Here is a 13,254-nt window from a genome sequence, read left to right on the forward strand (position 1 = left end):
TATGCCTTCTTATCTATATTTATTTATTCGGTATAAATTACAAAATATTCATTATTAAAATATATTGGATTTAGAATTTTTGCGTTTCCATTTATAGTATTTCGAATATCATCAAATTGAAATAATCCTTTCTTTATTGTAGTTCCACTAAAAATATACGGAGATGAGTTTTGGTTAAATACGTTTTCTCTTAAGGTAACTTTTCCATTAGGATTACTATAGGTGGTATCAAACAGATTAAAAACAGAATTACTACTGCTATTATTAACTTCATTATTATTAAATATAAGGTTTTTCATTTTTCCTGCTGACAGCTTTATCAAATTATCAGATGAAGAACTCATTTCTATAATATTATTCTCAATCTCTAATACTGTTGAACTTCCCCATGTTTGAGTAAGAAGGTTACAATCCACCATCTTACATTTATTAAAAATAATAGTCCCTGTATTTCCATGAGTTCTTACTATAGACTTAGAAATGATACATTCATTCATTGAAGCATTTAATAGTACTGTTAAAATGCTATCTTCAATAATACAACTATTAAGTTCAGCACTTAAATAGCATTGTTTCATTTTTAAACTGCAATCTTTTAAATTCCCAACAATTCTCACATTTATAGTTCCATCACTAGTAACTATTGAGTTCAAAATTATATCTTCCTCAGTCATTCTATCAATACTACTATTTGTGAAGGTTTCTCCATAAACATAAGGTCTTTCAGTCACTGTAGTATTTCTTGGTTGTAATCTCAAATTACTATTTACAAACTGATTTTCTTTACTTTCAATTTTAGATGAATATTCATAGGTTACAGAATTAGATTTAAATATATTTTTAACAAATTTATAATTAGTTGTTCTTCCCCACATATATACCATTCCCGTAAATTCATTTCCTTCAAATATAATATTATCTCCTGCACAAGTAACTATATCTCCTGATTTATTTCCCATAAATTTATTATTTTCAACTTTAATATCCTGCATTAGTTCCCATCCATCTTCAAAGTCAATAGCATAACCAGGTGCTTGACCTCCATTATTTTCAAAAATATTATTTTCTATAGTCCATTGCTGACCTCCACAAAATGCAATTCCTAAACTTCTATTATTTGAAATGGTGCAATTCCTTAAAATTATATTAGTAGGCGGCTCAAAATTGCTAATCCAGCCTACATAGCCTAAATTACTAGCTATATCTATCTGTGGAAATACAAATCTCACATAGACTGCTCCATCTGGTATAATAACCTTTCTAAACTGAATGCACTTCTCTGAAGAAATAAACTGATTATTTTTATCATAGAAATAAGATATATATTGAGGTTGCTTTATATAAGGATACCCTTGATATCCTAAAGTATATCCAAACTCAAATTTCCCGTTACAAGCTGAAATGTTATAAGCTTTAGTCCTAGAAACAATGTTACTTTCAATAATTTCTCCTTTTAGATTTATATCTCCAATCTGAAAATCTTTTACATAAACAGTATCATACCTATTTTTATTGTTACCGCTATTAGTAGCAACACCATAACCTGGTACATTGATCACTGAAATATTATCTATAATACAATCATAACCACCATTTACTACTAATCCGCATCCCCACTCATGAGTTCCTGGTACTGTAATATAATCATGGGTTTCTTTATCTCCTTCTAAAATTCCATTAGTAAATATAAGGTTTTCCGCTCCATCTTCAAAGCTAACAATAGAATATTTTTCTAGTGCATTACTGTTAATTTTTAGAGTAGAACCATTTAAATCTATAGTTATATCTTTTAATTTAATTACTATTGGATTATTTTCATCTATTAAATAAATACCCTTTGGAAAGATTATCTTTTTATACTTTAGTGACGAGGATATAAATTCTAAGGCTTTATTAATACCTTTAGATGTTTCTATAGGTGAAGTTCCATCATTCTTAATATTAAAATATTTCAAATCAATAACATACTCAGTACTTTCCTTCTTCCTATACTTGAAATCTATAACTACATTGGGATTTTCTATAGTTAATACTACTTTTACTTTACTATCGGTAATTAGATCATAACCTTCTATTGACTTTGCTTCAAAACTATATTCTCCCATATCAATATTCTCTATATTAATAGAAGGTATTAATTTTTCATTTGTATCAATATTTATATAGTTAATTTCTATACATCCATAAACAGGTTCTGGTATATCCTTCTTATTATAATAAAATGTTATAGTATAATTTTTTATGAAGAAAATCACAAATAAAAAGATAGTGCCTTTTATTGGAGTATATCCATTAATATCTTTAGCTTTGTATATATATAATCCCGTCTTTACATTTTCATAAATATCTTTAGAGTATATTAATGCCTTAGTCTCATTATCTCTATATTCTATAGTAACTGTACTACTCATATCTCTTCTCCCTTTAGACTTTAATTTATATTATAGACTTGTCCTATAATATAATATTCAATTATTGGGATTAGTGATATAATTCTATACCCTATAATTCCATCCATTTCAGTAATTTATTTTTCTTTGCAGAAATAGAAGCTCCCTTTATTATAAACTTACTCTTATCAATGAAGGAATATTCTTTTCTAAACAAACCTGCTATTAAATGATGAACCAATACTATAGGGATTAATATTCTATATTTCTTCGCATAGTTATATTTATCTGACATATATTCTACCCTAGGGAACATAAAACGTATGTATCTCTTTATGGCTCCTAAAGTGGCATTATTATCTTTACATTCATAGTTAAAAGCAATTTGATTACTAAAGGAATTTACCACATCTTTTTTTCCATAAACTCCACCCTTTAATATTTCATCTATGAGAAAATTAATATATTTTTCTTCATCTAATTTAATATTTATTAATTCATTAGGAACTTTCATGTGAAATAATCTATTACATAATAAAAAAATTATAATGTTGAACTTTTCAAAACCATATTTCTTGGATTTGTCTAAGAAGCTTATCCATGAAATTTCATTTCCCTTATTTTCTACTAATAATACTAAGTCACAAAGCTGTCTTAACCCAAATCCATTAGCAGTCAAATGAGATGCCATATGCATACATAAGTGTAAAGCTAAATCTTCATAGCAAAGAGATCTTACTTCTGAGTCACCTACATTAACTTTTATAGAATTACTCCATACGTCTTCTTCAAATTTATCAAGATTACTACTAAATCCATCTCTTTTAACAATATGCCAGTGTACTTCTATAATAGGAAAAGTATAATGATAAAATACTATATGATGAGATGCGACATGATCCTCTAATTGGCTATAACCCAGGTCTAATAAAATACATTTAACCTTTTCCAAATCTTCTTTATGAACTAATATATCTGCATCATTCATATCCCTTTGTTCTGGGTGAGGATAAAAATTCCTTACCACTAGTCCCTTTAATACAATTACAGGAATTTCTTCGTCATCAAACCTACTAAATATTTTAGCTAAATTATATATATTTCTCAGTTGTTTTGTTCCAGTATGAAATACTGATATCTGAAGCTTTTTTAGCACTTCACAATCTAGATGTGAAATCATGTCTTTTTTACTTAAAAAAGAATAAATTATTCCCTCCAATTTATGTAATTGGGCTATATTTATTATTTTATTCCAATTAACGTTATCAGATAATTTATATGTTGTTTTTCCCCTTATTGAATGAGACAATAATTCTATGAATTGACTCTGTGTACTGTCCATAATTACACTCCTAACTATATTTAATTTATGACCTTTACAATTCACCTTTACCCTGAATTTATGTTAATATATGTATTATATAATAATTGTAACATATTTACATATTATGTAAATAAATTTATTCTTTATGGTCACATATATCCCTCTAAAAAAAGTTATCCAACCTTAGTTGAATAACTCTAAATTTAATTTATAAAATATAATATATCTGAAATATTTCTCTCTCCATTAAAATCTGAAGGTTCATTTATAACTTCACCATTAAAATATAAAGTAGAGGAGCCTCCGCCATCTAGGTTATATGCAAAGTTACAACCTATCTTTTGAAATTCAATCGCTAAATCATAACAACTCATGCCTTGTGACTTAGTGCTTCTTCCATCAACCACAATTATTACATATTCCAATGGTCCTTTTTGACCAATAGCTGTACGTGGTTGCACATCTTCCTTATACCATGTATCTCCATATTCAACAATGTTACCATCTTTAATTAAATCTGGACCAAAGTCATAGGTATGTCTTGCACCCAAACTCAATAATTCTTCTGCATTCTTCTTTCCATACTCATATATTTTAAAGTGACCTTCTTTATCTATAACCAGAGGAGCACAATCTAGATCCGTACCTCTGTACACTACTCCATCTCTAATTACATATCCTGATGTATTAAATCCGGAAGCAGCACCATTAATAGCAAGAATGGCATTATGTCTGTTGGCTATAGAAGATGTTTTCTCTTTTATATTTAAGGAAAAACTGTCTCCTTAAAAGGCAGAATTAAGCTGACTTTGATTTTTTATTTTTACTGTTGTAATCCAATATGTAAGGTTTGGATTTGTTTTTACAATAGGCTCAATAGTAATCATTATTGTAGGCGATCCATACTTTCTAATGCCTGTTTCATTATCTATTTTAATATAGGTATCAGATGGAAATTCATCTAGCTCTATCTGAGAAATAACTTCACTATTTAATTCCGTATAATTATATAAACTAGCAACTAAAAATAATATTATACCTATTAAAATAGCAGATAATATTATTATAATAATTTTTCTAACAGCTAAATTACTTAATAATTTTGAGTTTCTCTCATTCATAATATATCCCCTTGTATTACTTATACTAATATAAATATGTACAGTTATTATTAATTATAAACAAAAGGACCAATTAATTTAAAACTAATTAGTCCTTTTATTTATATTATTTTAGTCATTTTCTCATTTATATTACTAACTTTCTTAACCTCTGGTAATGATACATGACCCCACCAACGATGAGTCCAAGCTATTTTTTCTATTTCACTTTCTTCAGGGATGATTTCAAAATTCAATGCTCTTTCTACTCTATCAACGTCGGTATATGAACCATATTCATTCATTTGTGTTAATAGTAATATAGCACTATACTTTCCAGGGGCAAGTGTACTTGTATCCAAATTAAATATATCATCATACATGATACCTGATTTTGCATTTACAAAGGGCTTGGAATAGCTTACACCAACTGGTGTATTATCTGAAAATAAGACTTCAACCCTCAGTCTTAAATTAAACAAATCTTTACAAGCTTTCCATTTCATTTTAAAGGTAATAGATTCTTTAGAATTAAATATACAATCTTTATTATTTAGTATTTGTGTGCTTATAATAGTGGCACTTTGCATAATATGTGATTGCCTTTTTTGGTTTTCAAGATTCACTAATGGGGTAGTATTAAAATTATTATTCATATAAACTTTTATTCCATCATCTACATCACCATCAAAGATAATTTTCCCATGGTCCAAAACTATTACCCTACTACAAAGCTGTTGTATTGTCCTCATACTATGACTTACATAAAGTATTGTTCTTCCCCCATCTGCTATATCCTCCATCTTTCCAAGACATTTTTCTTGAAATTTCATGTCCCCTACCGCCAATACTTCATCAACTATAAGAATATCTGGATCAAGGTGAGCTGCTACTGCAAATGCAAGCTTTACATGCATTCCACTTGAATATCTTTTTACTGGTGTATCAAGAAATTCACCTATTTCTGAAAATGCTACTATATCCTTAAACTTAGCCTCTATCTCCTTTTTTTTCATGCCTAAGATAGACCCATTTAAATAAATATTTTCTCTTCCTGTTAATTCTTGATTAAAACCTGTTCCAATTTCTAAAAGAGAAGAAATCCTACCTTTTATTTTAATTTCTCCCTCCGTTGGAAGTGTAATTCTAGAAAAAATTTTTAAAATAGTAGATTTTCCAGCTCCATTATGCCCAATTATTCCAATTCTTTCACCTCTATTAACTGTAAAATTAATATCTTTCAATGCCCAAAACTCATTACCAGATGACATTTTATTCTTCTTACTAAATGCTCCTTTAATAGAGTTTAAAAGAACAGCTATAAAAGTATCACTTTTATCTTGATTAGATAACAACCTATATTTTTTGCCAATCCCTTCAACCCTCAAAACTTCCTGAACCATATAAATCCTCCTAAATTACATCCGCAAAAGTATCTTCAAACTTTATGAAAAATTTTACTCCTAATATTAATCCTATTAATGCAGTAACAATTGAAAAAATTAATGCTGGAACATATATCCTTGCTGATGATATTATGCACCATCTAAATCCTTCAATTACTCCAACTAATGGATTAATTGAATATATTAATCTTAGATTGGTTGGTATCACTGAACTTGTATATGCAACTGGAGATAAATACATGCCAAATTGCAATATTACTGGAATTATATATTTTATATCCCTATATTTTACATTAAGTGTGGAAAAAAATAAGCCAAACCCTAAGGCTATTATGAAAGCTAAAATAATAAAACATGGAAATAACAATATTTTTATTGGTGGTAAGTATCCAGTGAAAATCATTATAATTAATAAAACTAGTAATGAAATAACAAAATCTATAAAAGCTGTAACCACAGAAGCTATAGGTAAAGTGAGCCTTGGAAAATATATTTTTTTTATCATATGACCATTATTAACTAGACTATTAGATACACCATTGAATGCTGCAGAAAAAAAATTCCATGGCAAAAGCGCTGAATACACCATAATTGCGTAAGGAATCCCATTCTCTGAGGGCATATTTGCTAATCCTCCAAATACAAAGGTCATGATTATCATTGAAAATATTGGCTGAAAAATAGCCCAAAGTACCCCTAGTGCAGTTTGTTTATATCTAACTATAATATCCTTCCATGATAAAAATGTTATAACTTCTCTATATTTCCACAGTTCTTTCAATCTCTTTTTATGAGATGGCTGACTTGTAATTATTGTAATTTCATTCATACTATTTCCCTCCTTATTACTAAAATTATATATTTTTCGGATTATGTTTTTCTATAAGTACTACACATATGTCTTTTTATAATGTCATAGATGCTTGGATTTATAACAAATATAATCCACAGTATTTTTGTTTTCCAATTGACATAAGGATTATTTAACAAACTTAATAAATTTTTATGAAAATCTTTCTTTATTATTTTTAATTTATTGTCGATTTCTATTAATTCTTTCTTTGCTTTTATATATTGAGATATGCAAACTCCGGCGTATAAATCTTGAGTCTTCCTATACAATATTTCCTCATTGTTATTATTAAAAAATTTCATTCTATCTTTTAATGCCTCAATAGAATCTAATCTTTTCACATTAAACTTTTTTCTCATTATACTATTATTACTTTGAACATAAAAATACATTGGTAAATCTATATATGTAATTACATTGCATTTATATAACAATTTATGAATTGCAAATTCATCTTCACATACTTTTCCTACTTCATATCTAATATCAGAGAATAATTCCCGCTTATAAAGTTTGTTCCAAGCTACTATAAATTTGATTGATTCTTCGGAATAAATCATGTTTAACGCTTCAATTTTATCATAATGATTAATTTTAAATATTCCATCTTCACTATTAACTTTGACTTTATCATTTTCATTCACATATTGAAAATTGCACATTACCATGTCAGAATCATATTTCACAATGTTTTCAAATAAAATATTATACATATCTGGATGAATATGATCATCACCATCTATAAATCCAATATATTTTCCTTTTGCAATATCGATTCCACTATTTCTTGCAGAACTTAATCCACCATTTTCTTTGTGTATAGTTTTGATTCTATTATCCTTCAAAGAATATTTATCACATATGTTTCCACAATTATCTGTTGATCCATCATCTACAAGTATTAATTCAAAATCTTTAAACCTTTGAGCTAATATTGAATCTATACATTTTTTTAAATATTTTTCAATATTATATATAGGAACTATTATTGATATATCTACCAACTATTACAACCTCCCATCTATCATATATACATCTTTATTCTATAAACATTTCAAATTGTTTTTTTAATATTTTGAATGAATGTTTTTCCTTTTACAGTTAACCAAAATATCTTTTCATTTCTACATCTACAACATCTTTTTAATACTTTATAGTATACGGATGGACACTTGTAATACAATATATTAATTTTAAACTCTGAATCATTCATTATTCTATTTAATATTCTTATTATTTCCTTTATTGAAACATTAGATAAAACCAAATCAATCATATGATTTAAGGTATTATTTAGATATTGGTCTATATAATCATCAGTATCATTAATATTATATTTTTTGCATAAGCTTAATCCAAATTTTTTATTATTTAATATATAATCATATCTGTTTTTATCAAATACAGTAGTTAATGATTGCCTATCTCTTTTATAATAATTATATAAAGCAATATCTAAAAATAGTATCGAGTTTATCTTTTCTAATAAAATCAAATTTAGTCTGGCATCCTCACCATGATTCATTTTTTCATCAAACCGCACGTTATGATGCTTCATCACTGAAGTTTTATACAATTTATTAAATACTGAAAATATACTATATGAATTTCCACTTAAAATTCCTGGAATGACCTGATTTCTAATCTCATATTTACTAATAATTGAATTAGTTTCATTCCAAATAGTAGATTCATACGTTTTATTTTTTAATGTATCTATGGTTTTTATTTTACAAACTATTAAATCAATATCACTATTAGAATTATTTTCAAGTAAGGTTTCATACATATTTTCATCTATATCATCATCAGGATCTACAAATGCTAAATATGTTCCATTACAAGTATCTATACCGATATTTCTAGCTGAAGATACTCCTCCATTTTCTTTATGAATCACTATAACCCTTTCATCTAACTCACCATATTCATCACATATTTTACCAGAACTATCTGTTGATCCATCATCTATAAGAATAAGTTCAAAATCCTTAAAAGTTTGATTTAATATGGAATCAACACATTTATTAATATACTTTTCAACATTATATACAGGCACTATTATACTTATTTTAGGATTCATATCATTTTTCCTTTCAATCAATATAGTTACATAGTTTAATAACTTCACATGTTGTATCTATCTTCTCCCTTGATAAAGCTTTTGAAAAATTTTCACTAACTTTTGGATTATCAATAAGAAATTTAATTTTTTCGCATATTTTATTTACATTACACTCAGCAATTAAACCATTCTGTCCATCTTCAATCTGTTCATTAGAGCCAATGAAATTTGCAGTAACTATAGGCTTGTTTAAACATTTCGCCTCTGCTATGGTTATACAGTAGCCTTCATGCCTTGAAGGCTGAACATAGATGTCTGAAGCCTTTATGTAGGGATAAGGATTTATAGTTTCTCCTAATAAAATAAAATCATTTCTCAGATTTAGATTTTCTATAAGCTTCTCATACTCTTTTCTATCCTTACCTTCTCCAATGCAATACCATTTAACTTTATATCCTTGTTTTTTCAATTTATCTAATACTTTTATTGCTAAATCTTGCCCCTTTTCTTTAGACAATCTTCCTACAGTCAAAATTCTTATACCCTTAAAATCATTGTCAAAATCTATTTTTTCTTCTGCCATGTCTTTAATTAATTCATGTGAAACTAAATTGTTAAATACCTGTGATTTAGTAGATGTAAATGGAAACTGCTTATTTAATATTCTCTCTGCATTCTTAGATACTACAAATATCTTATTAAATCTTTCATATAACTTTGTATATAATTTTTTATTTATCGCATGATGTGAAATATCAAAATGTACCCAGGAGATTTTTAGTTTTGCTTTAACCTTATGTGTTATATAAGCATCTATTATCTCAGTTGGACCTGCATAGGCTATTGCTACATCATATTCTTTCATATTCATTGGAATGCTCTTTAGTATGTTTTTATAATATATATATCTATCATTTGATTTTTTACTCTTAAAATATGAATAAGAAAATCCAAGAATTTTATGATACTTTCTCTTCTTAATATAACTTTTTATAGTCTCATAAGGTGAATCCATAAGAATTGGTTTTATATCTTGAAACCAATTAGTTTCTTCGACTTTTCCCCACTGTGGAAGATATTCTAGAAAACCTCCTTTTTTCTCAAGGAGTAAGATGGTAATACTATATTTATCCTTTGGTATAGCTGATAATAGTGAAAGTAAGGACTTTTCAACTCCACCAATATTCATACTGCTTAACATAAATAGAACTTTTTTCACTGGCATTACTCCTATCCTTCTGTCATTTTTCAGTTCATACTTACTCTACTAATTTTTTCAATTTCTGCTGTTGTATTTATATTTTTACTACTAAGGTTGTTTCTAATTGCCTCATATAAATCATTATTGTCTAATAGCTTTTTAATCCCTAAATATATGGAATCAACATCTTCACTAACTATAATCCCATTTTCTTCGTTAATTATTTGCTCAGTGGCTCCAGTAAAATTAGTTGTTATAATTGGATTATTAAAGCACCTAGCTTCAGCTAAAGTTATACAGTATCCTTCATGTCTTGATGATTGTACGTATATATCACAATCTTTCATATATGGATAAGGATTTAATCTTGCTCCTAATAGTACATAGTCTTTTTCAATTTTAAATTTATTTATGATTGTCTCATACTCACTTCTAGCTCCACCTTCTCCAACACAATACCAACGTACTTTATACCCTTCACTTTTTAATCTTGCTAAAACAGGTATAGTTAAATCTTGTCCTTTTTCTTTGCTTAATCTTCCTACTGTAAGAATCCTAATCCCGTGAAAATCATCTTTAAAAGATTCACCATTTTCAGCCAAACTATTAATATTTTTATGTTCTAAAATATTATAAAATACTTGGGTCTTATCCACTACCTTAGGAAAACTCTTTATAAATTTACCTAGACCATCTTTGGATACCACAAAAATCCTGTCAAAACTTTTATATATCTTAGATGCTAATCTTTTATTAAAATATATTTTTTCTATATCAAAGTGTATCCATTGTACTTTTTTTTCTGACTTTATTTTGTTTGCTACAAAATATGTTATAAAGTCCATAGGTCCTGCATAAGCTACTGCAATATCATAGTTATTATCTAACGCTTTTACATTTTTAAAGATATACTTATAATAGTAGCTAAGATTCCCAGTGATTTTAGTGATGAAATATAATATAGGAATAATGATACTCTCTAAATATTTATGTTCTGTTACATTTTTCTTTAACACAGATAAAGATGACTCATTAAAATATGATTTTAAACTCTTATATTCATCTACATACTTAACACTAACCCAATCTGGTATTTCATTTAAAAATCCACCATATTCCTCTAACATAAGAATAGTAATATCCCATTTAGTTCTATCCATTTCTCTTATCATTGATAGCAGCGCTTTTTCTGTACCACCTATATTCATATTAATAATCATAAATATTATTCGTATCATACTTAACCCCTAATCTATTTACCTTCTATCAAATTATAAAATTTATCTAATTCCTCTATATTACCTTTCTTTTCAGCTTTAACATGATATATAATACTATTTCTAAGTTCATCATCATTAATTATTTGCAGAATCCCATCATAAATCCCTTGTGAATTCATATCTACAACTAATCCATTTTTTCTATGAACCATTTGGTTATATACAGCATCAAATCTAGTCGTTACTACTGGCTTATTAAGCATTCTAGCTTCGGCTATTGCTAACCCAAACCCCTCAAATTTTGAAGTTTGAACATATATATCACAATCTCTAATAAATGGATATGGATTTGACTTTACCCCTAGTAATATAAAGTTTTCTTCAAGATTATTATCCCTAATCCACCCTTCTATTTCCTTCTTTTGTGGCCCTTTCCCCAATACATACCATTTGAAATTAATATTAGCTACCTTTAATTTCCTACAAGCCTCTATTGCAATATCATATCCCTTTTGATTTGCTAATCTCCCTATAGTTAATATTCTTATACCTTGAAAATCATCCTCGTAACTTTCACCATACTCTGCCATCCTTTTTATAAAATTATAATCATTTATGTCGTATATTACTCTTGTTTTATTTTTATACCCAGGATAACTCTCTAAGAAAATATCTTTTGCAGATTCTGAAACTGCTACTACTTGGTTATAACAATTATAATATTTTCTCTGGAACTCTCTATCGACCCCAATCAATTTATAGCTAACATTTACCCAAGCATACTTTTTTTTAGCCTTAATTTTATCCGCTACATAGAATGTTGGTATTCCTTGAGCATAACTTATAGCGAAGTCGTACTCTTTATCTCTGCTTTCAATTAAATGAGAAATATTATTCCAAAATAATCGAGCTTTTTGAGCATTACTATATCGGCCCTTACGTATTTGTAGAGAATACTTTACCCTTCCATATAGCATGCTAAACTTATATCTCTCTATTGAATACAATAAAGCTTTGCCTACAGATAAAGTAGAGTACTTGGTGTATTCTAGTGGCTCTAATAAATTTACCTCTCTAGGAATTAATTCTTCAAGTTCTCCACCATATCCAAAAAGTTGTAAATCCACATCATATCTAGAATAATCTAAAAGTGATAATAAAGTGATAATACTCTTTTCAGCTCCTGCACAATTAAGTGAATCTATAACAAATATTACATTTTTCTTTACCATATTATATCCTCTGCTTTTACACACTTTTTTCTATTAAATTTAAATAACATTTAGCTTTTCTCTAAGTATTGATGATGATGTATTTTTTGTATATGGAAAGTAAATTACTTTAACGCCTTCCTTATTAAGTCTTTTTTCTATCTCTAAAAATAGTTCATTTCCTTTCCAATCATCACCTACAAACATTGCATCAAATTTATAATTTTCCCATGCAGCAAACTTATCTCTATCTCTTTGTGGCACAACCATATCTACACACTGAAGTGCTGCTACCATTTCTAATCTTTCAGAAAATGGTATTATAGGCGATTTCCCTTTATATTCTTTTACTAACTCATCGGTACTTACTCCTACTATCAAAAAGTTACATTGTTCCTTCGCTCTTCTAAGTATATTTAAATGCCCTACATGCAACATATCAAATACTCCAGTTGTATATCCTATCTCATACTTCTTCATATAA

Annotated in this window: 12 protein-coding genes; all 12 read right to left on the reverse strand. The window is 27.6% G+C overall.

The genetic code is table 11. The annotated features are described in order from the left end of the window. Positions 1–23: 23 nt before the first annotated feature. The 12 genes from B2694_RS05040 to B2694_RS05095 all read right to left on the reverse strand — a co-directional run bounded on the left by B2694_RS05040 (position 24) and on the right by B2694_RS05095 (position 13,250). Positions 24–2,411, reverse strand: coding sequence for a right-handed parallel beta-helix repeat-containing protein (locus B2694_RS05040; RefSeq protein ID WP_346884809.1), 2,388 nt, complete (start codon positions 2,409–2,411; stop codon positions 24–26). A 91-nt stretch (positions 2,412–2,502) separates the two neighbouring features. Next, complete coding sequence (locus B2694_RS05045) at positions 2,503–3,732, reverse strand: nucleotidyltransferase family protein (protein WP_346884810.1); 1,230 nt, start codon at positions 3,730–3,732, stop codon at positions 2,503–2,505. A gap of 185 nt (positions 3,733–3,917) precedes the next feature. Then, positions 3,918–4,478: a phosphodiester glycosidase family protein gene (locus tag B2694_RS05050; protein WP_346884833.1), complete on the reverse strand. Its 561-nt coding sequence runs from the start codon at positions 4,476–4,478 to the stop codon at positions 3,918–3,920. Positions 4,479–4,499: 21 nt separating this feature from the next. Next, on the reverse strand, positions 4,500–4,835 hold the full coding sequence (locus B2694_RS05055) for a hypothetical protein (protein WP_346884811.1): 336 nt from the start codon (positions 4,833–4,835) through the stop codon (positions 4,500–4,502). 101 nt (positions 4,836–4,936) lie between these two features. Next, entirely contained in the window at positions 4,937–6,217 is a 1,281-nt protein-coding gene (locus tag B2694_RS05060) for a polysaccharide ABC transporter ATP-binding protein (RefSeq protein ID WP_346884812.1), read from the reverse strand. Between the two features lie 10 nt (positions 6,218–6,227). Next, entirely contained in the window at positions 6,228–7,049 is an 822-nt protein-coding gene (locus B2694_RS05065) for an ABC transporter permease (protein ID WP_346884813.1), read from the reverse strand. Between the two features lie 41 nt (positions 7,050–7,090). After that, the gene (locus B2694_RS05070; RefSeq protein WP_346884814.1) at positions 7,091–8,077 is read right to left on the reverse strand and encodes a glycosyltransferase family 2 protein; all 987 of its coding nucleotides are present in this window, start codon (positions 8,075–8,077) and stop codon (positions 7,091–7,093) included. A gap of 50 nt (positions 8,078–8,127) precedes the next feature. Next, a complete protein-coding gene (locus B2694_RS05075) occupies positions 8,128–9,156 on the reverse strand; it encodes a glycosyltransferase (RefSeq protein ID WP_346884815.1) in 1,029 nt (342 codons plus the stop codon). Positions 9,157–9,169: 13 nt separating this feature from the next. Beyond that, positions 9,170–10,357, reverse strand: coding sequence for a glycosyltransferase (locus B2694_RS05080; RefSeq protein WP_346884816.1), 1,188 nt, complete (start codon positions 10,355–10,357; stop codon positions 9,170–9,172). Positions 10,358–10,386: 29 nt separating this feature from the next. Further along, complete coding sequence (locus tag B2694_RS05085) at positions 10,387–11,577, reverse strand: glycosyltransferase (protein ID WP_346884817.1); 1,191 nt, start codon at positions 11,575–11,577, stop codon at positions 10,387–10,389. Between the two features lie 14 nt (positions 11,578–11,591). Next, the gene (locus B2694_RS05090) at positions 11,592–12,791 is read right to left on the reverse strand and encodes a glycosyltransferase (RefSeq protein ID WP_346884818.1); all 1,200 of its coding nucleotides are present in this window, start codon (positions 12,789–12,791) and stop codon (positions 11,592–11,594) included. A 39-nt stretch (positions 12,792–12,830) separates the two neighbouring features. Continuing rightward, positions 12,831–13,250, reverse strand: coding sequence for an adenylyltransferase/cytidyltransferase family protein (locus B2694_RS05095; protein ID WP_346884819.1), 420 nt, complete (start codon positions 13,248–13,250; stop codon positions 12,831–12,833). Between the last annotated feature and the right edge of the window lie 4 nt (positions 13,251–13,254).

This window comes from Clostridium sp. UBA4395 (assembly GCF_002390995.1).
GTDB lineage: Bacteria > Bacillota > Clostridia > Clostridiales > Clostridiaceae > Clostridium_J > Clostridium_J sulfidigenes.

What these genes read in the sequence shown, in the direction of transcription:
- B2694_RS05040 (WP_346884809.1), bottom strand. Translation starts at nt 2,411, where the DNA reads ATGAGTAGTACAGTTACTATAGAATATAGAGATAATGAGACTAAGGCA.
- B2694_RS05045 (WP_346884810.1), bottom strand. Translation starts at nt 3,732, where the DNA reads ATGGACAGTACACAGAGTCAATTCATAGAATTATTGTCTCATTCAATA.
- B2694_RS05055 (WP_346884811.1), bottom strand. Translation starts at nt 4,835, where the DNA reads ATGAATGAGAGAAACTCAAAATTATTAAGTAATTTAGCTGTTAGAAAA.
- B2694_RS05060 (WP_346884812.1), bottom strand. Translation starts at nt 6,217, where the DNA reads ATGGTTCAGGAAGTTTTGAGGGTTGAAGGGATTGGCAAAAAATATAGG.
- B2694_RS05065 (WP_346884813.1), bottom strand. Translation starts at nt 7,049, where the DNA reads ATGAATGAAATTACAATAATTACAAGTCAGCCATCTCATAAAAAGAGA.
- B2694_RS05075 (WP_346884815.1), bottom strand. Translation starts at nt 9,156, where the DNA reads ATGAATCCTAAAATAAGTATAATAGTGCCTGTATATAATGTTGAAAAG.
- B2694_RS05085 (WP_346884817.1), bottom strand. Translation starts at nt 11,577, where the DNA reads ATGATACGAATAATATTTATGATTATTAATATGAATATAGGTGGTACA.
- B2694_RS05090 (WP_346884818.1), bottom strand. Translation starts at nt 12,791, where the DNA reads ATGGTAAAGAAAAATGTAATATTTGTTATAGATTCACTTAATTGTGCA.
- B2694_RS05095 (WP_346884819.1), bottom strand. Translation starts at nt 13,250, where the DNA reads ATGAAGAAGTATGAGATAGGATATACAACTGGAGTATTTGATATGTTG.